Annotated in this window: 24 protein-coding genes and 1 riboswitch; of the genes, 16 read left to right on the plus strand and 8 right to left on the minus strand. The window is 58.9% G+C overall.

What is annotated here, in order from left to right; all coding sequences use genetic code 11:
* Window positions 1-173 precede the first annotated feature (173 nt).
* A complete protein-coding gene (modF, locus tag GVJ63_RS18100) occupies window positions 174-1,646 on the minus strand; it encodes a molybdate ABC transporter ATP-binding protein ModF (RefSeq protein WP_159227189.1) in 1,473 nt (490 codons plus the stop codon).
* Between the two features lie 69 nt (window positions 1,647-1,715).
* Window positions 1,716-2,498 (minus strand): molybdenum-dependent transcriptional regulator, encoded by a 783-nt coding sequence (modE, locus tag GVJ63_RS18105; protein ID WP_010260181.1) that lies wholly within the window; start codon window positions 2,496-2,498, stop codon window positions 1,716-1,718.
* Window positions 2,499-2,634: 136 nt separating this feature from the next.
* On the opposite strand from modE, the gene GVJ63_RS18110 reads away from it, so the two are divergent.
* The 4 genes from GVJ63_RS18110 to modC all read left to right on the plus strand — a co-directional run bounded on the left by GVJ63_RS18110 (window position 2,635) and on the right by modC (window position 5,452).
* Window positions 2,635-2,790: an AcrZ family multidrug efflux pump-associated protein gene (locus GVJ63_RS18110; protein WP_010260183.1), complete on the plus strand. Its 156-nt coding sequence runs from the start codon at window positions 2,635-2,637 to the stop codon at window positions 2,788-2,790.
* Between the two features lie 144 nt (window positions 2,791-2,934).
* Window positions 2,935-3,708, plus strand: a complete 774-nt coding sequence (gene modA, locus GVJ63_RS18115) for a molybdate ABC transporter substrate-binding protein (RefSeq protein ID WP_031293050.1) — start codon at window positions 2,935-2,937, stop codon at window positions 3,706-3,708.
* The gene (gene modB, locus GVJ63_RS18120) at window positions 3,705-4,394 is read left to right on the plus strand and encodes a molybdate ABC transporter permease subunit (RefSeq protein WP_010669664.1); all 690 of its coding nucleotides are present in this window, start codon (window positions 3,705-3,707) and stop codon (window positions 4,392-4,394) included. Before modA ends, modB begins: the two co-directional genes overlap by 4 nt.
* Window positions 4,394-5,452: a molybdenum ABC transporter ATP-binding protein ModC gene (gene modC, locus GVJ63_RS18125; protein ID WP_159227190.1), complete on the plus strand. Its 1,059-nt coding sequence runs from the start codon at window positions 4,394-4,396 to the stop codon at window positions 5,450-5,452. The genes modB and modC overlap by 1 nt, the downstream gene beginning before the upstream one ends.
* On the opposite strand, the gene GVJ63_RS18130 is transcribed toward modC, so the two are convergent.
* A complete protein-coding gene (locus tag GVJ63_RS18130) occupies window positions 5,453-6,271 on the minus strand; it encodes a pyridoxal phosphatase (RefSeq protein WP_010260198.1) in 819 nt (272 codons plus the stop codon).
* A 155-nt stretch (window positions 6,272-6,426) separates the two neighbouring features.
* Between GVJ63_RS18130 and pgl the strand changes: the two genes are divergently transcribed.
* On the plus strand, window positions 6,427-7,428 hold the full coding sequence (gene pgl, locus GVJ63_RS18135; RefSeq protein WP_010260201.1) for a 6-phosphogluconolactonase: 1,002 nt from the start codon (window positions 6,427-6,429) through the stop codon (window positions 7,426-7,428).
* 45 nt (window positions 7,429-7,473) lie between these two features.
* Here pgl and GVJ63_RS18140 read toward each other — a convergent pair whose 3' ends face one another.
* Together GVJ63_RS18140 and bioA are read right to left on the minus strand one after the other, a co-directional pair.
* Window positions 7,474-7,950 (minus strand): kinase inhibitor, encoded by a 477-nt coding sequence (locus tag GVJ63_RS18140; RefSeq protein ID WP_013357177.1) that lies wholly within the window; start codon window positions 7,948-7,950, stop codon window positions 7,474-7,476.
* A gap of 75 nt (window positions 7,951-8,025) precedes the next feature.
* On the minus strand, window positions 8,026-9,330 hold the full coding sequence (gene bioA, locus GVJ63_RS18145; protein WP_159227191.1) for an adenosylmethionine--8-amino-7-oxononanoate transaminase: 1,305 nt from the start codon (window positions 9,328-9,330) through the stop codon (window positions 8,026-8,028).
* 85 nt (window positions 9,331-9,415) lie between these two features.
* On the opposite strand from bioA, the gene bioB reads away from it, so the two are divergent.
* The 4 genes from bioB to bioD are packed head-to-tail and all read left to right on the plus strand — an operon-like array spanning window position 9,416 to window position 13,005.
* On the plus strand, window positions 9,416-10,447 hold the full coding sequence (gene bioB, locus GVJ63_RS18150; protein WP_022626019.1) for a biotin synthase BioB: 1,032 nt from the start codon (window positions 9,416-9,418) through the stop codon (window positions 10,445-10,447).
* Window positions 10,447-11,598, plus strand: a complete 1,152-nt coding sequence (bioF, locus tag GVJ63_RS18155; protein ID WP_033771178.1) for an 8-amino-7-oxononanoate synthase — start codon at window positions 10,447-10,449, stop codon at window positions 11,596-11,598. Before bioB ends, bioF begins: the two co-directional genes overlap by 1 nt.
* The gene (gene bioC / locus GVJ63_RS18160; protein WP_031593835.1) at window positions 11,582-12,337 is read left to right on the plus strand and encodes a malonyl-ACP O-methyltransferase BioC; all 756 of its coding nucleotides are present in this window, start codon (window positions 11,582-11,584) and stop codon (window positions 12,335-12,337) included. The genes bioF and bioC overlap by 17 nt, the downstream gene beginning before the upstream one ends.
* Window positions 12,334-13,005 carry a dethiobiotin synthase gene (bioD, locus tag GVJ63_RS18165; protein ID WP_033785485.1) on the plus strand — a complete coding sequence of 224 codons (672 nt, stop codon included), beginning with the start codon at window positions 12,334-12,336 and terminating at the stop codon, window positions 13,003-13,005. The genes bioC and bioD overlap by 4 nt, the downstream gene beginning before the upstream one ends.
* 146 nt (window positions 13,006-13,151) lie before the next feature.
* On the opposite strand, the gene GVJ63_RS18170 is transcribed toward bioD, so the two are convergent.
* Window positions 13,152-13,874: an ABC transporter ATP-binding protein gene (locus tag GVJ63_RS18170; RefSeq protein WP_010260222.1), complete on the minus strand. Its 723-nt coding sequence runs from the start codon at window positions 13,872-13,874 to the stop codon at window positions 13,152-13,154.
* An 894-nt stretch (window positions 13,875-14,768) separates the two neighbouring features.
* On the opposite strand from GVJ63_RS18170, the gene uvrB reads away from it, so the two are divergent.
* A complete protein-coding gene (gene uvrB, locus GVJ63_RS18175) occupies window positions 14,769-16,790 on the plus strand; it encodes an excinuclease ABC subunit UvrB (protein ID WP_010260230.1) in 2,022 nt (673 codons plus the stop codon).
* Here the strand turns inward: uvrB and yvcK are convergent.
* Window positions 16,774-17,697 carry a uridine diphosphate-N-acetylglucosamine-binding protein YvcK gene (gene yvcK, locus GVJ63_RS18180; RefSeq protein ID WP_010260233.1) on the minus strand — a complete coding sequence of 308 codons (924 nt, stop codon included), beginning with the start codon at window positions 17,695-17,697 and terminating at the stop codon, window positions 16,774-16,776. The two genes, uvrB and yvcK, sit on opposite strands and share 17 nt — an antisense overlap.
* Window positions 17,698-17,901: 204 nt before the next feature.
* Window positions 17,902-18,035: riboswitch (molybdenum cofactor riboswitch) on the plus strand.
* Between yvcK and moaA the strand changes: the two genes are divergently transcribed.
* The 5 genes from moaA (at window position 18,025) to moaE (ending at window position 20,721) form a co-directional block, all read left to right on the plus strand.
* Window positions 18,025-19,011 carry a GTP 3',8-cyclase MoaA gene (moaA, locus tag GVJ63_RS18185; protein WP_022626014.1) on the plus strand — a complete coding sequence of 329 codons (987 nt, stop codon included), beginning with the start codon at window positions 18,025-18,027 and terminating at the stop codon, window positions 19,009-19,011. (Overlaps the previous riboswitch by 11 nt.)
* 14 nt (window positions 19,012-19,025) lie before the next feature.
* Entirely contained in the window at window positions 19,026-19,541 is a 516-nt protein-coding gene (gene moaB, locus GVJ63_RS18190; protein ID WP_033785488.1) for a molybdenum cofactor biosynthesis protein B, read from the plus strand.
* Window positions 19,542-19,543: 2 nt separating this feature from the next.
* Window positions 19,544-20,029 carry a cyclic pyranopterin monophosphate synthase MoaC gene (gene moaC / locus GVJ63_RS18195; RefSeq protein WP_159227192.1) on the plus strand — a complete coding sequence of 162 codons (486 nt, stop codon included), beginning with the start codon at window positions 19,544-19,546 and terminating at the stop codon, window positions 20,027-20,029.
* Window positions 20,022-20,267: a molybdopterin synthase sulfur carrier subunit gene (gene moaD / locus GVJ63_RS18200; protein WP_159227193.1), complete on the plus strand. Its 246-nt coding sequence runs from the start codon at window positions 20,022-20,024 to the stop codon at window positions 20,265-20,267. Before moaC ends, moaD begins: the two co-directional genes overlap by 8 nt.
* 1 nt (window position 20,268) lies before the next feature.
* Window positions 20,269-20,721, plus strand: a complete 453-nt coding sequence (gene moaE / locus GVJ63_RS18205; protein WP_010260246.1) for a molybdopterin synthase catalytic subunit MoaE — start codon at window positions 20,269-20,271, stop codon at window positions 20,719-20,721.
* Window positions 20,722-20,826: 105 nt separating this feature from the next.
* Here moaE and GVJ63_RS18210 read toward each other — a convergent pair whose 3' ends face one another.
* A complete protein-coding gene (locus tag GVJ63_RS18210; protein ID WP_159227194.1) occupies window positions 20,827-21,612 on the minus strand; it encodes an OBAP family protein in 786 nt (261 codons plus the stop codon).
* A 106-nt stretch (window positions 21,613-21,718) separates the two neighbouring features.
* Here GVJ63_RS18210 and GVJ63_RS18215 point away from each other — a divergent pair, with 106 nt between their 5' ends.
* Complete coding sequence (locus GVJ63_RS18215; RefSeq protein ID WP_159227195.1) at window positions 21,719-22,813, plus strand: DUF1615 domain-containing protein; 1,095 nt, start codon at window positions 21,719-21,721, stop codon at window positions 22,811-22,813.
* Window positions 22,814-22,974 lie beyond the last annotated feature (161 nt).

A 22,974-nucleotide genomic window follows, 5' to 3' on the forward strand; every position in this document is an offset into this window, starting at 1 on the left:
CGAAAGCGTGATCAAGTCTGGATAAATGGTATCGTTTACACAAGCTGAATATTCTTATTTCGTGGCATTGTGTGCGGATATATGGCGTGAAAGGTGATGTGGAATGGTAGCGCTTACACAAGGGTGCTTTAAAACGCCGCAGCAGCGGCGTGGGGTGACGCGTTACAAGAGCCTTAGTGCAGGGTTTCCTGCTGAAAGTGATAGCCGCCGTCATGGGCGATAAAGCTCAGGCGATGTGTGATGCAGGCGGGCGCATCTTCCGCGTGATGCGAAACAAACAGCAGCTGAGTCCGTCCCTCGCCAATCAGCACATCGACAAAGCGCCGCACGAGCTGGCGGTTAATCGGGTCGAGCCCCTGTAGTGGCTCATCCAGTATCAGGAGCGTCGGATGCTTAACCAGCGCGCGGGCAATCAGCACCAGCCGCTGCTGTCCCCATGAGAGCGAGTGGAACGGCGCATCGGCCTGTCCGTTATCCATCCCCAGCCGTGCCAGCCACTGCTGCGCCAGCGCTTTTTGCCGGTCAGAAGCCGCCTGATAGAGACCAATAGAGTCGAAGAAGCCCGACAGGATCACCGTGCGCACATTGGTGCTGACGCGGTAATCGAGATGCAGGCTGCTGCTGACATAGCCAATATGCTGCTTGATATCCCAGATGGTTTCACCACTGCCGCGACGGCGGCCAAACAGGGTTAAATCATTGCTGTAGCCCTGAGGATGATCGCCGGTCACCAGGCTGAGCAGGGTCGATTTCCCTGCGCCGTTCGGGCCAGTAATCTGCCAGTGCTCGCCGGCGTTGACCTGCCAGTTCAGCCCCTGAATTACCGGCTGATCGTTGTATGAGACGGTGCCGTTGCGCAGGATAACGCGCGGCGCATCATCCGCCAGCGATGGCAGCTGATCCGGCGCATCCGCCTCAGGTAACGCCATTCCCATCAGCTGTTCACTGTGTGCCAGCTGCGCCACCAGCGCTTCTGCTAAAATGGCCTGGCGTGGCCCGCTGTGGGTGAGGGTGCACTCCGCCAGCACGCCAACCTGCTGAATGAAATCGGGAATATCGTCAAAGCGATTGAGCACCAGCACCAGGGTAAATGTCGGTTGCTGCAGGCCGCGCAGCGTGTCGGTCAGGCTGGCGCGCGACGCCACATCCAGTCCGTCAAACGGCTCATCCAGAATCAGCAAATCTGGCTGGTTCATCAATGCCTGACAGAGCAGGGTTTTGCGGGTTTCGCCGGTAGAGAGATATTTGAAGCGGCGTGAAAGCAGCGCTTCGATGCCGAACTGCTGGGCCAGCTGCTCGCAGCGCTCGGGCTGCTGCACCTCCGCCTGAATCACCTCTGCCACGGTCAGCCCGGTATCCTCTTCACCTTCGCTGAGCATATCGGTGTTGTTGCGCTGCCACTCCTGCGCCACCAGGGTTTGTAGCTGCTCCAGCGACAGCCGGACCGGCCGTCTGAAGTCGCTGCTGACTGAACCGGCCAGCGGCGGCAGTTCTCCAGAGAGTGCGCGCGCCAGTGATGATTTGCCGCTGCCGTTGGCTCCGACAAACGCCCAGCTTTCGCCGCGCTGCAGTTCCACCTGATTCAGGCTCAGTATCCGGGTATCGCTAAGACGAAACGTGCCTTGCGAAATGTGCAATGAAGCCATGATCTGTTCCATTTTTTGCATCGTGTCACTGAGTTGTAACCATTGCCCGTAATGAAGTCAAATCAACGGCTAGAGCAGGGTGGCGACGATGGCGTGTTCCGCATTGAAACTGGCGATCACGGCGTCGCCGGGCTGCAGCCTGAGTTGCTGCAGCTGATCGTTGCTCAGGGTCGCGCACAGGGTTTCGCCGCTGGCGAGCTTCATCAGCACTTCACTCATCTGCTCGCCGGGTTCGATGGCACTGACCGTCGCTGCCAGCTGATTGTCATCCTGTGCGGCGTCACGACTGATGCGGATCCACGGCGCCTTGATCAGCACCAGCACCTCTTTACCGGCGGCCAGTTGCAGGCGATCGGCGCTGCGCTGGGTCAGCGCCACATTAAGCAGCGTGACGCCATCGGCCAGTTGAATCAGCAGATGCTGGACCACCTGCTGCGCATCGTTACTGACGACGGTGCCAAACAGCTGGTTACGGGCGCTGGTCTGCAGAGAGAAACGGGCGATGGCCGCCAGCAGACTGTCGAGCGGTAACGTATCCTGCTGCAGCGCATCAAAGGCTTTCTGCTGGATCTGCTCCATCAGCTGGAACAGCTGAATCAGGCGTTCACCGTAGCGGGTGAGCGTTGCACCGCCGCCGCCTTTGCCACCAGTGGCCCGCTCCACCAGCGTTTCATCCGCCATCTGGTTCATCTCATTAATCGCATCCCAGGCACTTTTGTAGCTGATGCCGGCCAGCTTCGCCCCCTGACTGATCGACCCGGTCTGCTGTACGCGTTTCAGCAGCTCAATACGTCGCGGATCGGCAAACAGTTTCTGTTGTAAACGGATATGAAGGGACAGTTCGGCTTCCATGACAGCTCCGGCAAAGGGTTAAGGCGAAGGCCGATGATAGCGGCGTTTTGTGACCAAAGTAAAAGCACGAAAAGGGCTGCGCAAAATTTTGCTGACCCGTTACAATCTCTTTTTTGTTAGCAGAGTGAGACTCTCCATGCTGGAATTACTTAAAAGCCTCGCCGTTGCCATACTGATGGTGCCTGTCGTGATGGCGCTGATGCTGGGCATGATTTATGGCCTGGGTGAAGTGTTTAACGTCATCTCTAAAATTGGTCATCGCGAAAAATCCTCAGCCCGTTCGCACAATTAATTGCTGCTACGCCCGCCATCTGCGCGGGCGTGGTCGTTTTTATCTCTCCTGATTTAACCTTTTGTTCCCCCTGCCGATAATTTACTGAACCTCACTGACATTGCGCTATATTATCCGCTACACAACGAATAGCCGGAGAAAATCATGTCATTTAAACACTATCGCTGGGGCGTAGCGGCCCTGATCACCGTTTCGCTGGCCGGGCAGGCTGTGGCCGCCGACAACATCACTGTGTTTGCCGCGGCTTCTCTGACCAACGCGATGCAGGATATTGCCAGCCGTTACAAGCAGGAAAAGGGGGTGACGGTGGTCTCTTCCTTTGCCTCCTCTTCAACGCTGGCGCGCCAGATTGAGCAGGGTGCTCCTGCCGATCTCTTTATCTCTGCCGATCAGCAGTGGATGGATGATGCGGTGGCGAAAAAAAGTGTGATTACCAGTAGCCGCTATACCCTGCTGGGCAACGATCTGGTATTGATTGCGCCACGCAGTGCCGCCGCGAAAGCGGTGACGCTGGACCCGCAGACTGACTGGAAAACCTTGCTGCACGGTGAGCGTCTGGCAGTCGGCGATCCGGACCACGTTCCTGCGGGCATCTACGCCAAAGAGGCGCTGCAAAAGCTGGGTGCCTGGGAAGGCGTTGCGCCTTCGTTAGCGCCAGCCAATAATGTGCGGGCAGCGCTGGCGCTGGTCGAGCGTAATGAAACGCCCTATGGCATTGTCTACGGGTCTGACGCGGTCGCCAGCGATAAAGTGCAGGTCGTCGGGCATTTTCCGGCAACCAGCCATAAACCCGTAGAATATCCGATGGCGATCGTGAACGATCACGACAACGCCGCCGTTAAAGCGTTTTATGATTATCTGAAAGGGCCCCAGGCCGCGGCTATCTTTAAACATTACGGATTCACACCGACGAAATGATACTCAGCGATCCCGAATGGCAGGCGGTACTGCTTAGCCTTAAAGTCTCTGGCATAGCCGTGATTGGCAGTCTGCCGTTTGGCATCCTGATGGCCTGGATTCTGGTGCGCTGCCGTTTTCCTGGTAAAGCGCTGCTCGACAGCCTGATCCATCTGCCGCTGGTGCTGCCGCCGGTGGTGGTGGGTTATCTGCTGCTGATTAGCCTTGGGCGGCGCGGCATCATAGGCGAAAAGCTTTATGACTGGTTTGGCTTCAGCTTTGCTTTCAGCTGGCGCGGTGCCGCACTGGCCTCTGCCGTGATCGCTTTTCCATTGATGGTGCGCGCCATCCGGCTGGCGCTGGAGGCGGTGGATTGCCGGCTGGAGCAGGCGGCGCGCACGCTGGGCGCCGGACGCTGGCGGGTCTTTTTCACCATTACGCTCCCGCTGACGTTGCCAGGCGTGATCGTTGGAACGGTGCTGGCGTTTGCCCGATCGCTGGGCGAGTTCGGCGCCACCATCACCTTTGTTTCCAATATTCCCGGCGAGACGCGCACGCTGCCGCTGGCGATGTTTACCCTGATAGAGACACCGGGTGCGGAAGGGGCGGCGGCACGGCTCTGCGTCATCGCGATCGTGCTGGCGCTGGCGTCACTGCTGGCGTCGGAATGGCTGGCACGTGCAGGCCGTAAGCGGATGGGAAACTGATGCTATCACTCAACGTTATGCAGCAGCAGGGCGATCACGTGCTGGAGGTCGACCTGCAGATCCCGGCCAAAGGGATCACCGCTATTTTCGGCGTGTCAGGTGCCGGAAAAACCTCCCTGATCAACGCGATCAGCGGGCTGACTCAGCCGCAAAGGGGACGGATCCAGCTGCACGATCGTCTGCTGTTTGATGCAGAGCAGAAGATTGCGCTGCCGCCGGAAAAACGGCGTATCGGTTATGTGTTCCAGGATGCGCGGCTGTTCCCGCACTATCGGGTCCGTGGCAACCTGCAATATGGTATGGCACCTAAGATGAAAGCGCAGTTCGACAGTCTGGTCTCTCTGCTGGGTCTGGAGGTGCTGCTGCCGCGCTTTCCGCTGTCGCTGTCGGGCGGGGAAAAGCAGCGGGTCGCGATTGGCCGTGCGCTGCTGACCGCACCGGATATGCTGCTGCTGGATGAGCCGCTGGCGTCTCTGGATCTGCCACGCAAACGTGAACTGATGCCCTATCTGCAAAAGCTGGCGAAGCAGGTTGAGATTCCGATGCTCTACGTTTCGCACAGTCTGGAGGAGATCCTGCAGCTGGCTGATAACGTGCTGGTGCTGGATGCGGGCAAGGTCAAAGCCTTTGGTCCGCTGGAGCGGGTCTGGAGCAGCAGCGCGATGCGGCCCTGGCTGCCGGTGAGTGAACTGACCAGCGTGCTGCGGGTGCAGGTGCTGGAACAGCATCCCGACTATCCGATGACCGCGCTGTCGCTGGGCGATCAGCACATCTGGGTCAGCCGGGTGAATCAGCCGGTTAAAACCCCGCTGCGTATTCGCATTGCCTCGGCTGATGTCTCGCTGGCGTTGCAACCGCCGCAACACAGCTCTATCCGCAACATTTTACCGGCACAGGTGGTGGAATTGCTGGAGGTCGGGGACCAGGTTGAGGTGAAGCTACGCATCGGCATTAGCGAACTCTGGGCGCGCATCACGCCGTGGGCGCGGGATGAGCTGGGCATCCGGCCGGATCAGTGGCTTTATGCCCAGATCAAAAGCGTCTCGGTGACGCCCTGATTACAACACGTACTGATAGAGGGTATCGGCAATACCGGTTTCAAGGTTGGTGCCGATCACCATTTTCGCCCGCGCTTTGATCGCCTCATCGGCATTACCCATCGCCACGCCCAGTCCGGCCGTTTCCAGCATGCTGAGATCGTTATAGTTATCACCGAACGCGATCACATCGGACATACTCAGCCCCAGTGATTCAACCCACTGCGCCAGTCGTTTGCCTTTGCTGTTGCCGCCTTTGGCGATATCCACCTGATCGTGCCACGACCATTCGCAGGCCAGTCCCAGTTCCGCTTCCACCCTGGTGGCGAACTGCTGCAGTTCCGGGATGTTGTTGTGCGACAGGGCAAACTTCCAGATCGAACCGGCGTCGCGTGCCGCCTGGGCTAAGTCGGGCACCTGGCGGAACAGTGGACGCTGGTGGGCGGGCAGCGATTCGGCCCACTTCAGGGTGCGCATCACGTGGCCGGTCGGGGTCTGATAGAGCATCGCATCATCCACGTAGAGCAACCCGTGAATCTGCTGCTGATTCAGCATCTCAATCACCTGCAACGCCAGCTGCGGGTCGAGGGGATCGGACGCCAGCACCTTTTTCGCCTGGTAATCATACAAATAGGTGCCATTACAGCAGATTGCGGGTGTATCCAGCTGTAACGCCTGATAAAAAGGGTGGATAGCGCAGTGATGGCGTCCGGTCACGATAGCGACATGAACGCCCGCCTGGCGTGCCTGATTTAGCGCTTCGATTGACTGCGGCAGAATCGTTTTGGCTGGGGTCAGCAGCGTGCCGTCGAGGTCGAGGGCAATTACACGGTAGTTCATTAATCCTCTCGTTTTTCCTGGTTTGCAGGGGCTGAAGTCTACACCTCACCACGGCCCGGAGACAAAAAACAGGGCACAAATGATCCCAGCGCAGGGCAATAAAACAGGCTACAGTGATTCACAGATCATGATCAGGCAGCAAAAAAGGAGAATGCATGAAACAAGTTGTCTACACCGCCAGTCCCGAGAGCCAGCAGATCCACGTCTGGCAGATGAATGATGAGGGCGGGCTGACGTTGCTTCAGGTGACCGATGTCGCCGGCCAGGTTCAGCCGATGGTGGTGAGTCCAAACCGCGATTTTCTCTATGTCGGTGTGCGTCCCAATTTCCGCGTGCTGGCGTTTCGCATTGCCGCCGATGGCACGCTGACCGAAGCGGGTCAGGCACCGTTGCCCGGCAGTCCGACTCACATTTCCACCGATCGCCAGGGCAGGTTCCTGTTCTGCGGCTCCTACAATGATGCCTGCGTCAGCGTCAGTCCGATTGGCGATGACGGCATTCCACAGGCCCCGTTGCAGGTGATCAGCGGACTGGATGGCTGTCACTCGGCCAACATCGATAATGACAACAAGACGCTCTACGTGCCGGCTCTGAAGCAGGACCGTATCTGTTTATTTAAGCTGGGCGAAGATGGTCAGCTGACGCCGCGTAAACAGACGCAGGTCACGACGGTAGAAGGCGCTGGCCCGCGTCATATGCAGTTCCATCCGGGCGGTCAGTACGCTTACTGCGTGAACGAGCTCGACAGCACGGTTGAGGTGTGGGCATTAAATACGGGCGAAGGCGAAGCAGAAAGCGTGCAGACGCTGGATATGATGCCGCCTGATTTCAGCGGTACGCGCTGGGCAGCCGATATTCATCTGACGCCGGATGGCCGTTTCCTCTATGCCTGCGATCGCACCAGCAGCACGCTGGCGGTCTTCAGCGTCAGCGACCTGGGCGATGAGCTGACCCTGGAAGGGTTCCAGCCGACGGAAACGCAGCCGCGCGGATTTAATATCGATCACAGCGGACGCTATCTGGTGGCGGCGGGACAGAAATCTCATCACATCGAAGTTTATGCGATTACCGAACCGAAAGGGCTGTTAAAGCCGCTGGGACGTTATGCGGTGGGGCAGGGCCCGATGTGGGTTGTGATTCATCAGTTACAGGCGTAACCCGCTACGAAAAACGCCTCTCCTGTCAGGGAGAGGCGTGCTGAATTACTGATAATTCACGGTCAGCGAGGCGCTCGCCAGTGCGTGGAAATGCACATTAAAGCCGACCATTGCGCCACTGGCGCCTTCATCTACTTCAATCGTCTCCACATCCAGCGCATGCACGGTGAAAATGTAGCGATGGGTTTCGCCCTGTGGCGGCGCCGCGCCACCGTAGCCCGCCTGACCGAAATCGGTACGGGTCTGGATTGCGCCTGCTGGCAGTGACGCTTTGCCGGAACCGGCACCCTGCGGCAGTGACGTCGTGCTGGCCGGAATATTCGCTACCACCCAGTGCCACCAGCCGGAACCGGTCGGGGCATCAGGATCGTAGCAGGTCACCACAAAACTTTTGGTGCCTTCCGGCGCCGCTTCCCAGGCAAGGTGGGGAGAGATATTCTCGCCCTGATAACCCATGCCGTTGAAAACATGTTTTTCAGGCATCTTCTCGCCGTCATTAAAATCCTGACTAAAAACGCGCATCACATCTCCTTAATTGTCGATGAATAGCCTGTCATCATAACTAAAAGTGTCGCCAGTGCCAGCGGTCAGCCCGCTTCAGGCGGCAAAATGTTGAGGATGCTCCAGCGCGCCGCCAATCGCCTGCACCAGCCTGCTCAGCGCCTGCGGCGTGATGATGTAGGGTGGCATCAGGTAGATCAGCCGGCCAAAAGGCCGGATCCAGACGCCCTGTTCAACAAAGAACTGCTGCAGCGCCGCCATATTAACCGCCTGATGGGTTTCCACTACGCCAATCGCGCCCAGCACGCGCACATCGGCCACCTGCGGTGAACTGCGCAGCGGCAGCAGCTCAGCCCGTAACTGCTGTTCGATCGCCGCCACCTGGCGCTGCCAGTGACCTTCCGCCAGCATGGTCAGGCTCTCCGCCGCTACCGCACAGGCCAGCGGATTGCCCATAAAGGTCGGGCCATGCATAAAGCAGCCCGCCGCGCTGCGACTGATGGTGTCCGCGACCTCGCGGGTAGTCAGAGTCGCCGCCAGCGTCATCATGCCACCGGTCAGCGCTTTGCCGACGCAGAGAATATCCGGGGTAATGCCCGCATGCTCGCAGGCGAAGAGTTTGCCGGTACGGCCAAACCCGGTGGCGATCTCATCTGCAATCAATAGCACGCCATAGCGATCACAGGCTTCCCGTACCTGCTGCAGATAGCGCGGATGGTAGAAACGCATGCCGCCCGCACCCTGCACAATCGGCTCCAGAATCACCGCTGCCAGTTGCCGGTGATGCTGTTCTATCAGCCTGGCGAAATCATCGAAATCAGGCTGGTGCCATTCATCATCAAAGCCGCAGGCCGGGGCCGCCGCAAAGTGATGCTCGGGCAGATAGCCGCGCCACAGGCTGTGCATCGAGTTCTCGGGGTCGCACACCGACATCGCTGCAAAGGTATCGCCGTGATAGCCGCGTTTCAGCGTCAGGAACTGCTGACGCGTCTCGCCACGCCCCAGCCAGTACTGCAGCGCCATCTTCATCGACACTTCCACCGCCACCGAGCCTGAATCGGCCAGGAAGACGCACTTCAGCGCCTCAGGCGTCATCGCCACCAGCTGACGGCAGAGCGCCACCGCCGCCGGATGGGTAATGCCGCCAAACATCACGTGCGACATCTGGGTGACCTGCTCTGTCAGTGCCCGGTTCAGGCGCGGATGGTTGTAACCGTGGATCGCCGCCCACCACGAGGACATCCCATCCACCAGCTCACGGCCATCGGCCAGCTGCAGCTGAAAACCCTGTGCGGCGACCACCGGGTAGCAGGGCAGCGGATCCTGCATCGAGGTGTAGGGATGCCAGATATGCTGGCGGTCAAAGCGGGCATCGTCTGAGGAGAAAACGGGGATAGTCATCGGAGTTGTAAACCAAAATAAAAAAATATAGTTTACAAGTATAACCCTGCTTTTCGTCGGGATGACACCCTTTTTGGAGTAAGTAATGGCTCAACGCTGGACAATTGCACAGGCGCAAGCGCTGTTTGATCAACCTTTTCTTGAACTGATGTTTAAAGCGCAGCAGGTGCATCGGCAGCACTTCGATCCGCGCCAGGTGCAGGTCAGTACCCTGCTGTCGATTAAAACCGGCGCCTGTCCGGAAGATTGTAAATACTGCCCACAGAGCGCGCGCTACAAGACCGGCCTGGAGTCGGAGCGGCTGATGGAAGTGGAAGAGGTGCTGACCTCAGCGCGTCAGGCCAAAGCCGCCGGTTCAACCCGTTTCTGCATGGGTGCCGCGTGGAAAAATCCGCACGAGCGCGATATGCCCTATCTGGAGAAGATGGTGGAAGGCGTGAAGGCGATGGGAATGGAAACCTGCATGACGCTGGGCACGCTCAGCGACCACCAGGCGCAGCGACTGGCGGGCGCGGGTCTCGATTTCTACAACCATAACCTCGACACCTCACCGGAATTCTACGGCTCCATCATCACCACCCGCAGCTATCAGGAACGTCTGGATACGCTGGGCAAAGTGCGCGACGCCGGCATCAAAGTCTGTTCGGGTGGCATTGTCGGCCTGGGCGAAACCGTTAACGACCGCGCCGGTCTGCTGGTGCAGTTAGCCAACCTGCCAACGCCGCCGGAGAGCGTACCGATCAATATGCTGGTGAAGGTTAAAGGTACGCCGCTGGCAGATAACGATGATGTGGAACCGTTCGATTTTATCCGCACCATCGCGGTGGCGCGCATCATGATGCCGACCTCGCATGTGCGCCTCTCAGCGGGCCGTGAGCAGATGAGTGAGCAGACCCAGGCGATGTGCTTTATGGCCGGGGCGAACTCGATTTTCTACGGCTGCAAACTGCTGACCACGCCGAATCCGGAAGAGGATAAAGACCGCGTGCTGTTCCGCAAACTGGGTCTTAACCCGGAGCATACTCACACTCAGCACGGCGATCAGCAGCAGGAGCAGCAACTCAGCGAGCAGCTATTCCATGCCGACACTGAACAGTTCTACAACGCGGCGCTGTAATGGGCTGGCAGCAACGTATCCGTCAGGCGCTGACGCAGCGCCGGGCGGCCGATGGCTGGCGGCAGCGACGGGTGATCGATCAGCAATCGACCCGCACGCTGCACAGCGGCGGCCGCAGCTATCTCCACTTTTCCAGCAATGATTATCTCGGCTTAACCCAGCATCCGGCGGTGATTGCGGGCTGGCAACAGGGCGCGGCGCAGGCGGGCGCAGGTGCCGGTGCTTCAGGGCATGTCACCGGTTATCACCGTCAGCACGCCGATCTTGAGGCGCAGCTGGCCGACTGGCTCGGCTACGACCGTGCGCTGCTGTTTATCTCTGGCTTTGCGGCCAATCAGGCGGTCATTCATCTGCTGGGCGAGAAAAACGATCGCATCCTGGCCGATAAACTCAGCCACGCCTCGCTGCTCGACGCCGCCAGCCATAGTCCGGCACAGCTACGACGTTTCCATCACAACGCACCGGAGAGCCTGGCAGCCCGGCTCGCCTCTCCCTGCGAGGGCGAAACGCTGGTGGTGACGGAAGGTATTTTCAGCATGGATGGCGACAGTGCGCCGCTGGCCGCCCTGGCGCAACAGACGCGCCAGGCAGAGGGCTGGCTGCTGGTGGATGATGCGCACGGCATTGGCGTGGTGGGTGAGCAGGGGCGCGGCAGCTGCTGGCAGCAGGGCGTTAAACCGGAACTGCTGGTGGTCACCTTTGGTAAAGCCTTTGGCGTCAGCGGTGCCGCGCTGCTGTGCGACGCAGCCACCGCCGACTATTTCCTGCAGTTCAGCCGACATCTGATCTACTCCACCGCGATGCCCGCGGCGCAGGCGAGCGCGCTGCAGGCGGCGCTGCGTGAAGTTCAGCAGGGCGATGCCCTGCGGCAGCAACTGCAGCAGAACATTGGCCATTTCCGGCGCGGTGCGGCCTCGCTGCCGTGGCAACTGATGGACTCCGGCAGCGCGATTCAGCCGCTGCTGGTGGGCGAAAATGGTGATGCGATGGCGCTCTCCCAGCGGCTGGCTGAGGCGGGCTGCTGGGTCAGCGCGATCCGGCCACCGACCGTGCCGCCGGGGACGGCCCGGCTGCGCATCACCCTGACCGCGGCTCATCGCCCCGAGGATATTGACCGGTTACTGGAGGCGCTGCATGACGCTGCGGGTTGACAAACAGGCGGTGGCACGCGCCTTTGGCCGGGCGGCCAGCCATTACGATGCCCATGCTGCGCTGCAACGCCTCAGCGGCGATGCCCTGCTTGCACTGGCGCCCGCACAGAGCGGTCTGCAGCTGCTGGATGCCGGTTGCGGCACCGGCTGGTACAGCAGGCTGTGGCGCGAACGTGGCAAACAGGTGACGGCGCTGGATCTCTCTCCGCAGATGCTGCAACAGGCGCGGGACAATGACGCGGCGCAGCACTATCTGGCCGGTGATATCGACGCGCTGCCGCTGGCGGATAACACGATTGACCTGGTGTGGAGCAACCTGGCGGTGCAGTGGAGCGAGGATCTGCCCGGCGCGCTGAGCCAGTTCCGGCGGGTGCTGCGGCCCGATGGCACGCTGCTGTTTTCCACTCTGGGCGACGGTTCGCTGCAGGAGGTTCATGAAGCCTGGTCCCATCTGGATGCGCTGCCTCACGCCAACCGCTTTCTCAGCGAGCCACAGATTGCGGCGGCTTGCCACGCAGAGCACCTGCGCTGTACCTCAGAGGTGGTGACCCTGCATTTTCCCGATGCGCTCAGCGCCATGCGCTCCCTGAAGGGGATTGGCGCGACCCATCTGCACCAGGGGCGTGACGGGCAGGTATTAACCCGACAACGGCTCAACCAGTTAGAGGCGCACTGGCCGCGCGATCGGCACGGCTATCGCCTGAGTTACCATTTAATCTATGGAGTAAGTGCATCATGAAACGCCTGTTTATCACTGGCACCGACACCGAGGTCGGTAAAACCGTGGCCAGCGGCGGGCTGCTACAGGCGGCAGCCGCAGCGGGCTATCGCTGTGCGGGCTATAAGCCGGTTGCCTCAGGCTGTGAGATGACGCCAGAGGGCATCCGTAACAGCGATGCGCTGGCGCTGCAGCGCTACAGCAGCGTGCCGTTAACCTATCAGCAGGTCAATCCACTGGCGTTTCTTGAGCCGACATCGCCGCACATCGTCAGCGCCGAAGAGGGCAGGCCGATTACCCATCTGGCGCTGTCGGCGGGTCTGGCGGCGCTGCAACCGCTGGCTGACTGGATTCTGGTAGAGGGCGCGGGCGGCTGGTACACCCCATTGTCGGAGACGCACACTTATGCGGACTGGGTGGTCAGCGAAAAGCTGCCCGTGATTCTGGTGGTGGGGATTAAGCTCGGCTGCATCAATCACGCCATGCTCACCGCTGACGCGGTGCGGGCAAGCGGCCTGCCGCTGGTGGGCTGGATCGCCAACACCGTCGAACCCCCGGGTAAACGCTATCAGGAGTATCTCACCAGCCTGAAAAACAGGTTACCTGCGCCCTGTCTGGGCACCATCCCGTTTCTCACCGATGCGGCGCAGCAGGCGTCCTGTGGTCAATACCTGACGTTGCCGGAGTAACCGCCTGGCCTGGCTATTTTATTTGTCGTGCTGAATCCGGGCAGTGCTCACCATCCTCACGCGCTGTGCACACGCTCCGGTGGTTCCGCGCGCTCCGTCTTCAGCCTGCCTGCAACACTTACGCCCGGTGGGGCAGGCGCTGAATATCAGGCTACCGTCAGCCATTTATCGACGGTGTGGTCATCGAGCTGTTCCATGCTGCCCTGCGCCACATTGCGGCCGCGGTGCAGCAGCAGGAAATAGTCCGCCACGCGACGGATCAGCGACAGGCGCTGCTCCAGCAGCAGGATGGTCAGTCCGTAGTCGAGGTTAAGCCGACGGATCAGATTGCCCATCTCCTCTTCCAGCCACGGCGACATCCCGTCGGTCGGCTCATCCAGAATCAGCAGTTTGGGCTGCAGCACCAGCGCGCGCGCCAGGGCCAGCTGTTGCTGCTGATCGATCGGCAGATCGCCGCTGCGCTGCTGGCGCAGTGAGTAGAGCGCCGGGAAGAGGTCGAACACCATTTCAGGAATGGCGCGATGGCGGTCGCGCTGGCTGGCACCCGCCAGCAGGGCAATCAGCAGATTATCTTCCACGCTCATCTGGGTAAAAATATGGCGGCCCTGCGGCACATAGCCAATCCCCATCTGCGCCCGCTGTTCAGCCGGTTGCAGCAGCAGATCTTCCGGCGGCGAGCCATCTTCTTTCCAGGAGATAGAGCCGCTGTTAATCGGCAATCTGCCCATGATGCAGTTCACCAGGGTGGTTTTACCCATGCCAGGACGGCCCAGAATGCCGGTGCAGGTGCCAGGCGACAGATCCAGGTCCACATCCCACAGAATATGGTTTTGACCGTAAAATTGATTTACCGAACGTAAACTCAGCATCTGACACTCTCCTTCCCGATCGTTAGCCTGATTGCTTCCGCGCTCTGTCGTCTGGCAAACAAGTCATCAGCAACGGCAGCCTCGCCATTGCAGCACAGTGCGCGTTTCGCGCGGTGACGCCACTGAACTCCTGCAATTCCCAGGCCAGATCTAAAAACGGCCCTGTTTCCTGCTGCAGCGCCGCGTGTCAGGGATGAAAGGTGAGAAAAACTTATCAATTCCCCACGGTGACCACGCACCTGCACTTTTGCAGTGCCCTGGAGCGCTGTTTCTGGTGCAGACGTACTGTAACGTGGCAGGAAGTCCGATTAAGAATCTTAGTATGAGGCGTGCAAATTTGCGTACGACACCCGGTGACAGATTAAAATTGCAGAATAATCGGTCAGCAGGCGACGCGAAATTTAACGCAAAAAAAATTATTTTCACGGTAGTGAGAAGGCAGGGAAAAATTATACACAGCTGATGGCGTCGGGGCTGCCATCACTTATCCACCATTCCTGTGGATAACCTTGTGCATTAGGTAATGAAAACCAGTTGGAAGCGAGGAAATACGCGGCCTGGTAACATAATGACGAGAATCTGGCCTCATAGCCTTATATCAGTAAAATCAGTTGTTTATCAAAAAACAAGCCTGAGAATTATCTGTCAGGTAACCGTACTGTAATTTTGTGACACTCTATTGACAAATGTTAAATCAGATCTCTGCCTGGGGATAACATTGCGCAACATGCTGAGCGATAACGCTGCCAGCCTGCGGGGACATCAGGTGCCATCCTGCTGGCGTTAACATTGCACCAATACTGTTTTTATATCCAGTATTATTTTCTGGCAAAATCACCATAGCAGAGTAAAATAAGTGCCTGCCCGCCGACTTCTCCAGCAGGAACTGCATTCATGAGCAAAGCCTTTAAATTGAACTCCGCCTTTAAACCTTCGGGCGACCAGCCTGAGGCGATACGTCGCCTGGAAGAGGGGCTGGAGGATGGACTGGCCCATCAGACCTTATTAGGCGTAACCGGCTCCGGTAAAACGTTTACCGTCGCCAACGTGATTGCCGACCTCAACCGGCCGACCATGGTACTGGCGCCGAACAAGACGCTGGCCGCCCAGCTCTATGGCGAGATGAAAGAGTTTTTCCCGGATAACGCCGTCGAGTTTTTCGTCTCTTACTACGACTACTACCAGCCTGAAGCCTATGTGCCGAGCTCCGACACCTTTATCGAAAAGGATGCGTCGGTGAACGAACATATCGAACAGATGCGTCTGTCGGCCACCAAGGCGCTGCTGGAACGGCGCGATGTCATTGTGGTGGCATCGGTTTCGGCTATCTACGGTCTGGGCGATCCCGATCTCTATCTGAAAATGATGCTCCACCTGACCCGCGGCATGATTATCGATCAGCGCAGTATTCTGCGCCGTCTGTCAGAGCTGCAGTACACCCGCAACGACCAGGCGTTCCAGCGCGGCACCTTCCGGGTGCGCGGCGAAGTGATCGATATCTTCCCGGCGGAGTCGGACGATATTGCGCTGCGCGTCGAGCTGTTTGATGAAGAGGTTGAGCGTCTGTCGCTGTTTGACCCGCTGACCGGCCAGATCGATTCGGTCGTGCCGCGCTTTACCATCTACCCCAAGACGCACTACGTCACGCCGCGTGAGCGTATTCTGCAGGCGATGGAAGATATCAAAGTTGAGCTGGCGGACCGCCGCCGGGTGCTGCTGGAGAACAATAAGCTGCTGGAAGAGCAGCGCATTACCCAGCGTACCCAGTTTGACCTGGAGATGATGAGCGAGCTGGGCTACTGCTCCGGCATCGAGAACTACTCACGCTACCTCTCCGCACGCGGACCGGGCGAAGCGCCGCCGACGCTGTTTGACTATCTGCCCGCCGATGGCCTGCTGGTGGTGGATGAGTCGCACGTGACCATTCCGCAGATTGGCGGCATGTATAAAGGCGACCGGGCGCGTAAAGAGACGCTGGTGGAGTATGGCTTCCGCCTGCCATCGGCGCTGGATAACCGTCCGATGAAGTTTGAAGAGTTTGAGGCGCTGGCCCCGCAGACCATCTATGTTTCGGCGACGCCGGGCAAATATGAGCTGGAAAAGTCGGGCGACGAAGTGATCGATCAGGTGGTGCGTCCTACCGGTCTGCTGGATCCGATCATCGAAGTGCGTCCGGTCGGTACCCAGGTCGACGATCTACTGTCAGAAATCCGTCAGCGCGTGGCGATCAACGAACGTGTACTGGTGACGGTGCTGACCAAACGCATGGCGGAAGATCTCACCGAATATCTGTCTGAGCATGGTGAGAAAGTGCGTTATCTGCACTCCGATATCGACACGGTAGAGCGTATGGAGATTATCCGCGACTTACGTCTGGGCGAGTTTGATGTGCTGGTGGGCATTAACTTACTGCGTGAGGGGCTGGATATGCCGGAAGTGTCGCTGGTGGCGATTCTCGATGCGGATAAAGAGGGCTTCCTGCGCTCCGAACGCTCGCTGATTCAGACCATTGGCCGTGCGGCGCGTAACATCAACGGTAAGGCGATTCTCTACGGGGATAAAATCACGCCGTCGATGGCGCGCGCCATTGAAGAGACCGAGCGCCGCCGTGAGAAACAGCAGTTGCACAACGAAGAGAACGGCATCGTGCCGCAGGGCCTGAATAAGAAGATCACCGATATTCTGGAACTGGGCAAAAACGTGGTGAAAACCCGCGGCAAAGCGAAACCAGCCCGTCCTGGCGAAGCCCAGGCGCTGGCCGATTTCCAGCTGTTAACGCCGCAGGCTCTGCAGAAGAAGATCCACGAGCTGGAAGGGCAGATGCAGCAGCATGCGCAGAACCTGGAGTTCGAACAGGCGGCCAACGTGCGCGATCAGCTGCATGAACTGCGAACGCTGTTTATTGCGGCCTCGTAGCGCCGTTAAAGCCCTGAATGGCATGTTCCAGCGCCACCCGTAACAGCTGGCGGTCGTGACGATATTGGATATCGGCGGCCTCCAGCGGTTCACGGACAATCAGCCGGTTTTCAATGCCACGGGTGTCCACCGCCGGGCTGACGACCAGCGCATCAATCACCCGCTTGCCGATATAACGCTCCATCATCTGCAGCTTATCAGCCACTGAGAGACTGGCGGCGGCAGGACTCAGCTCGCGGCCCAGATTGCCGATAAACACCATCGTGGCAGGCGTGCGACGCAAGGCCTGCGCCATCTCTTCCATCAGCAGAATCGGCATCAGGCTGGTGTAAAAGCTGCCGGGTCCAATCAGGATCAGATCCGCTTCACCAACCGCCTGCAGCGCTTCCCGCGTTGGCTGGACGTTGGGATGCAGCATCAGCTCCTGCGGCGGCTGCTTCATCTCGTCAATTGCGGTTTCGCCATAAACCATGTTGCCTTCAACATCCATCGCCACCAGATCCACCGGCTGCTCCGACATCGGGATTAAAAAGGCGTCGACCTTCAGCAGGTTACGGATAATGTTGATCGCTTCCAGCGGACGAACGCTGAGATGATCCAGCGCCCGCAGCATCAGATTACCCAGGTTGTGTCCGGCCAGTTCGCCGTTACCGGCAAAACGGTACTCAAACATCGCCGAGGCGACGCTGGGTTCTGCAATCAGCTGGTTAAGGCAGTTACGCATATCGCCCCAGGCGATACCGCCTTCTGAGCGACGAATACGGCCGGTTGATCCGCCGTTGTCGGTGGTGGTGACGATGCCGGTGAGACGCGAGCCCAGCGGGGAAAGGGCAGACATGACGCGGCCTAAACCGTGTCCGCCTCCCAGTGCCACAACGCGATCAAGATCGGCCAGTGTGCGATTCATACTTCTCCTTAATATCTCTTCGCGTGGCGTGGCTCTAATCGCTAAGCCCGCGCGGATGACTTACGTCAAAATCTGGATCGCATTTTAACGTATCCTGTCGCGAAAATGCGGTGAAAATTCGATATGTATAAGAATATATAGCGAAAACAGCAAATGGAAGAGTGGCCAAAATCACGCTACCATCATGCTTACCGCGCTGATCAACGGGTCAGCGTACACTCAAGCCTGAATGCCTACGTCTGCGGATAGGGGGTTCAGGCCGTAGCCATCGAGCTGCCAGGGTGCAGGAAGAAATGACTGCATCTCCCAATCTGGAAAGGTGTTCTGGTGTCACAATTTACTGATGCATACGCGCGTAAGTTCTATTACCTGCGCCTGTCGGTCACGGATGTCTGTAATTTCCGCTGTACCTACTGTCTTCCTGACGGCTACAAACCGCAGGGAATTCGTAACAAAAGCTTTCTCTCGCTGGATGAAATCCGCCGCGTCACGCGGGCCTTTGCCGCTGCCGGAACGGAAAAAGTGCGGCTGACCGGCGGTGAGCCGTCGCTGCGCCGTGATTTCACCGACATCATTGCGGCGGTGCGCGAAAACGCCTCCATTCGCCAGATCGCGGTAACCACCAATGGCTACCGCCTGGCGCGTGACGTGAAACAGTGGCGTGACGCGGGGTTAACCGCACTCAACGTCAGCGTCGACAGCCTGGATGCCCGTCAGTTTCACGCCATTACCGGTCAGGATAAATTCCATCAGGTCATGAGCGGTATTGATGCTGCCCTCGACGCCGGTTTTCGCCAGGTCAAAGTCAACAGCGTGCTGATGCGCGATCTCAACAGCCGTAATCTGGCTACGTTCCTCGACTGGATCCGCACCCGTCCGATTCAGCTGCGCTTTATCGAACTGATGGAGACCGGCGACGGCGGCACGCTGTTCCGCGATCAGCATGTTTCCGGCATGGTCATCCGCGATCAGCTGATCGCCCAGGGTTGGCAGCGTCGTGAGAGCGGACGCAGCGACGGCCCGGCGCAGGTCTTTTACCATCCCGATTATGTCGGCGAGATTGGTCTGATCATGCCCTACGCCAAAGATTTCTGTGCCAGCTGCAACCGTCTGCGCGTTTCGGCGCACGGTAATCTGCACCTATGCCTGTTTGGTGACGGCGGTGTGCCGCTGCGCGATCTGCTGGCGTCAGACGACCAGCAAGCCGAACTGCAGGCGCGCATCGCCAGCAGTCTGGGGCAGAAAAAGCAGACGCACTTTCTGCATCAGGGCAACACCGGCATCACACAGAATCTCTCTTACATTGGCGGCTAATTTCAGGAGGCAGTATGGGTAAACCAGCCAGCGAATTTCAGGCAGTGCAGATTGCGGTGATGACAGTGTCAGATCGTCGCGATGCAAGTGACGATACCTCCGGCGACTATCTGCGCGAAGCCGCAGCCGAAGCGGGGCATGATGTGGTCGATCACGCTATCGTGCCGGATAATCTCTATCGTATTCGCGCCACCGTGTCGCGCTGGATCGCCAGTGAAGATGTTCAGGTCGTGATTATTAATGGCGGAACCGGCTTTAACCTGAAAAACAGCACGCCGGAAGCGCTGCTGCCGCTGTTCGACCGCGAGATTGATGGATTTGGCGAACTGTTCCGGATGATCTCCTATGAAGAGATTGGCGGTTCGACATTGCAGTCGCGCGCGATTGCCGGTCTGGCTAATCAGACACTGATCCTGGCCGTGCCGGGTTCCACCAGCGCCTGCCGCACCGCCTGGGAACGCATTATCGCTGACCAGCTTGATGCGCGAACCGCGCCCTGTAATTTTGTCTCACATCTCAAGAAACGGTAAGTATGTCTCAACTCACACACATTAACGCCGCGGGCGAAGCGCACATGGTGGATGTCTCCGCCAAGGCGGAAACCGTGCGCGAAGCGCGGGCAGAAGTGCTGGTGCTGATGCAGCCAGAAACGCTGCAGATGGTTATCGAAGGCAGCCACCACAAAGGGGATGTCTTTGCCACCGCGCGCATCGCCGGCATTCAGGCGGCGAAACGCACCTGGGAACTGATTCCGCTCTGTCATCCGCTGATGCTGAGTAAAGTGGAAGTGAACCTGGAGGCGGAACCTGACCACAGCCGGGTCCGCATCACGACGCTCTGTCGCCTGACCGGCAAAACCGGCGTGGAGATGGAAGCGCTGACGGCCGCATCGGTTGCCGCGCTCACCATCTATGACATGTGCAAAGCGGTGCAGAAAGATATCGTTATCGATCAGCTGCGCTTAATCAGCAAGAGCGGTGGCAAAAGCGGCGATTTCCAGGCGGTCGCGCATGATTAAGGTGCTGTTTTTCGCCCAGGTCCGTGAGCTGACCGGCACTTCAACGCTTGAGGTCGGTGCTGATTATCCGGATGTGGCCGCGCTGCGCAGTGCGCTGGCAGAACGCGATGACCGCTGGGCGCTGGCGCTGGAGCCAGGTAAACTGCTGGCGGCGGTGAATCAGACGCTGGTGCCGATGAGTCATCCGCTGCACGCCGGTGATGAAGTGGCCTTCTTCCCGCCCGTGACCGGAGGCTAAGATGGAAACGCAGATTCGCGTCGGTCCCGCGCCCTTTGATATGGCGGAAGCGTATCGCTGGCTGGCGGCCTGTGATGAAGATGGTGCTGTAGTGACCTTTACCGGCAAAGTCCGTAACCACAATCTGGGCAACGACGTCGCGGCACTGACGCTGGAGCACTATCCCGGCATGACCGAAAAAGCGCTACAGGAGATTGTTGATGCGGCGCGCGAACGCTGGCCGCTGCAGCGCGTCACGGTGATCCATCGCGTGGGCGAACTGTTTCCCGGCGATGAAATCGTGCTGGTGGGCGTGACCAGTGCCCATCGTGGCAGCGCCTTTTCCGCTGCAGAGTTCATTATGGATTACCTGAAAACCCGCGCGCCGTTCTGGAAGCGAGAAGCGACAGAGCAGGGCGATCGCTGGGTGGATGCCCGCGACAGCGACCACCAGGCGGCTCAGCGCTGGGACTAAGCTGCATTAACGGCTTAGCGGGCAAAGGCGTCTACGTCCGCTGAGCCGTTAACCGCAGACACGCCGCTGCCCGAATCTCCAGACATCACGACGCTTAGTGCGGGATTAAGGCTGCTTTAGCTGCTCAGCCGGACCAAAACCGGTCTGACCGTGGCTGTGTTCGCCGCCGCCGGCGGTGCGCTTCAGCTGAATGACCTGGCCCTGTTGCCAGGCGTTGGCACCTGCTGCGGCAGGATGCGCCACGATATCCGCACGCTGGGCGCGGATCTTTTTGCTGTCGACGTCAAAACGACGATCGCGGTCCGCCAGCAGTCGCGAGTCCATCTGACCATCCTCCGTAAAGCCCATCATCAGCGCCGGAATGCCGATCGGCAGCGTTTTGTCGCGATCGGTGTGCCAGGTGTGCCAGGTTTTCCCGTAGGTGTTCACAATGCGCTTCATCAGGGCGTGGTCGGCGGCTTCCGGTAAGCCTGGTGCAATCAGCGTGCCCGATTTCACCTCATACTGATGGCTGTGCCAGAGCTTCTTTTCTTCGGGCGGCAGGGTGTTAAACAGCCGTTCGCTGATAATGTACTCCACGCCCATCAGCCGTGCATCGCGCGTGTTGCCGTCGTAAATCACCGCCTGCATCACATCGTCGTTCAGCACGGTGACATAGTGGTGCGCCTCCATCTGACCGTTCTTATCGCCGTTATAAAAATGGAATCCGTCGAGATAGGTGTTGATGGCGTCGATGGGCGGACGTGACTGCATCACGCTGGCGCCGCTCTCCAGCACCTTAAGCGAGGAGGAGGTGGGTGCGCCCGGAGATTTTACCTGGGCAGGCGTATTATTGGCGCCGCAGCCGGTTAATAACAGGCTGAACGCCGCAACAGGCCAGAGTTTAAACATCGTAAGTTCCTTTAACGGTAAAAAAGATAACCTTAGTTCAGTTCTCGCCTGCCTGTGAAACTCTGGCAATGGTAGAGTAGAGCTTTGGTTCATTCTGAGGACAGGCATGTCATCCACCCCGATTCTGCAACGTCTGACACTGGTCGCCGCACTGGTGCTGGCAGGTTGTAGCAGCAAGAAAACCCCTGAGGCGCCGGTGCGGCAGCCTGAAGATGTCAAAGCGCAGATCCAGCGGCTGTTGCCGTCGCACGTCAGCAATAAAGCGGCGTGGAGCGACGATATCTACACCACCTTCCGCACTCAGCAGATCGATCCCAGCGCCAGCAACCTCTGCGCGGTGATCGCCGTGGCGGATCAGGAGAGCAACTTCAGCGCCGAGGCCGCCGTACCGGGTCTGCCAAAAATCGCCTGGGGCGAGATCAACCGCCGTGCGGCGCAGGTGCACGTACCGGCATTCCTGGTGCGTACCGCGCTGCAGATCAAATCGCCCACCGGTGAAAGCTATGCCGCCCGGCTGGACAAAGTGCGCAGTGAGAAAGAGCTGAGCGCTATTTTCGATGACCTGATCGATATGGTGCCGATGGGTCAGACGCTGTTTGGTAATCTCAATCCAATCCACACCGGCGGGCCGATGCAGGTCAGCATTGCGTTTGCCGAAGCGCATGCCAAAGGCTACCCGTGGCCTATCGATGGCACTATCCGGCGTGAAGTCTTCACCCGTCATGGCGGGATCTACTTCGGGACGATGCACCTGCTCGGCTATCCGGCTGACTACAGCCAGCCGCTCTACCGCTTTGCCGACTACAATGCGGGCTGGTATGCCAGCCGCAATGCGGCCTTCCAGGCGGCGGTGTCGCGCGCCACCGGCATGAAACTGGCACTGGATGGCGATCTGATTCTTTATGGATCAGATGCGGCGGGCGGCACCGAACTGGCGGTGCGCACGCTGTCGAAGCAGATCGATATGAGCAACAGCGACATTCGCCGCGATCTGGAGAAAGGGGAGAAAGCGTCGTTCAGCGACAGCGAACTCTGGAAACAGGTCTTTACCCTGGCGGATAAAATGGCGGGCAGAAAGTTACCGCGTGAAATGCTGCCGGGCATCAAGCTGGAAAGCCCGAAAATTACCCGTAATCTCACCACGGCGTGGTTTGCGCAACGTGTCGACAGACGTTATCAGCAGTGCCTGTCGCGACGTTAAGCGGCATGTTGTGGCGCAGTTGAGCTGAGCTGTGCCACACTTAGAGCCAGTTCCGGGCGACTTTTATTGTTATTCTGGCCCTGAACTGTGCGCATCCTCATAAGGCCGTATGGGCCCGTGGCGGTTGTGTCGCGCTGTCGCTGGCCACACGGGCTGAAACA

The organism is Pantoea sp. 18059 (assembly GCF_902706165.1).
GTDB classification, from domain to species: Bacteria; Pseudomonadota; Gammaproteobacteria; order Enterobacterales; family Enterobacteriaceae; genus Pantoea; species Pantoea agglomerans.

What these genes read in the sequence shown, in the direction of transcription:
- modF (WP_159227189.1), bottom strand. Translation starts at nt 1,646, where the DNA reads ATGGCTTCATTGCACATTTCGCAAGGCACGTTTCGTCTTAGCGATACC.
- yvcK (WP_010260233.1), bottom strand. Translation starts at nt 17,697, where the DNA reads ATGAATCGCACACTGGCCGATCTTGATCGCGTTGTGGCACTGGGAGGC.
- moaB (WP_033785488.1), top strand. Translation starts at nt 19,026, where the DNA reads ATGGGTAAACCAGCCAGCGAATTTCAGGCAGTGCAGATTGCGGTGATG.
- bioB (WP_022626019.1), top strand. Translation starts at nt 9,416, where the DNA reads ATGGCTCAACGCTGGACAATTGCACAGGCGCAAGCGCTGTTTGATCAA.
- GVJ63_RS18170 (WP_010260222.1), bottom strand. Translation starts at nt 13,874, where the DNA reads ATGCTGAGTTTACGTTCGGTAAATCAATTTTACGGTCAAAACCATATT.
- bioC (WP_031593835.1), top strand. Translation starts at nt 11,582, where the DNA reads ATGACGCTGCGGGTTGACAAACAGGCGGTGGCACGCGCCTTTGGCCGG.
- GVJ63_RS18110 (WP_010260183.1), top strand. Translation starts at nt 2,635, where the DNA reads ATGCTGGAATTACTTAAAAGCCTCGCCGTTGCCATACTGATGGTGCCT.
- moaD (WP_159227193.1), top strand. Translation starts at nt 20,022, where the DNA reads ATGATTAAGGTGCTGTTTTTCGCCCAGGTCCGTGAGCTGACCGGCACT.
- bioD (WP_033785485.1), top strand. Translation starts at nt 12,334, where the DNA reads ATGAAACGCCTGTTTATCACTGGCACCGACACCGAGGTCGGTAAAACC.
- moaC (WP_159227192.1), top strand. Translation starts at nt 19,544, where the DNA reads ATGTCTCAACTCACACACATTAACGCCGCGGGCGAAGCGCACATGGTG.
- moaE (WP_010260246.1), top strand. Translation starts at nt 20,269, where the DNA reads ATGGAAACGCAGATTCGCGTCGGTCCCGCGCCCTTTGATATGGCGGAA.
- GVJ63_RS18130 (WP_010260198.1), bottom strand. Translation starts at nt 6,271, where the DNA reads ATGAACTACCGTGTAATTGCCCTCGACCTCGACGGCACGCTGCTGACC.
- modC (WP_159227190.1), top strand. Translation starts at nt 4,394, where the DNA reads ATGCTATCACTCAACGTTATGCAGCAGCAGGGCGATCACGTGCTGGAG.
- uvrB (WP_010260230.1), top strand. Translation starts at nt 14,769, where the DNA reads ATGAGCAAAGCCTTTAAATTGAACTCCGCCTTTAAACCTTCGGGCGAC.
- bioF (WP_033771178.1), top strand. Translation starts at nt 10,447, where the DNA reads ATGGGCTGGCAGCAACGTATCCGTCAGGCGCTGACGCAGCGCCGGGCG.
- bioA (WP_159227191.1), bottom strand. Translation starts at nt 9,330, where the DNA reads ATGACTATCCCCGTTTTCTCCTCAGACGATGCCCGCTTTGACCGCCAG.
- pgl (WP_010260201.1), top strand. Translation starts at nt 6,427, where the DNA reads ATGAAACAAGTTGTCTACACCGCCAGTCCCGAGAGCCAGCAGATCCAC.
- modB (WP_010669664.1), top strand. Translation starts at nt 3,705, where the DNA reads ATGATACTCAGCGATCCCGAATGGCAGGCGGTACTGCTTAGCCTTAAA.
- modE (WP_010260181.1), bottom strand. Translation starts at nt 2,498, where the DNA reads ATGGAAGCCGAACTGTCCCTTCATATCCGTTTACAACAGAAACTGTTT.
- GVJ63_RS18140 (WP_013357177.1), bottom strand. Translation starts at nt 7,950, where the DNA reads ATGCGCGTTTTTAGTCAGGATTTTAATGACGGCGAGAAGATGCCTGAA.
- GVJ63_RS18210 (WP_159227194.1), bottom strand. Translation starts at nt 21,612, where the DNA reads ATGTTTAAACTCTGGCCTGTTGCGGCGTTCAGCCTGTTATTAACCGGC.
- modA (WP_031293050.1), top strand. Translation starts at nt 2,935, where the DNA reads ATGTCATTTAAACACTATCGCTGGGGCGTAGCGGCCCTGATCACCGTT.
- GVJ63_RS18215 (WP_159227195.1), top strand. Translation starts at nt 21,719, where the DNA reads ATGTCATCCACCCCGATTCTGCAACGTCTGACACTGGTCGCCGCACTG.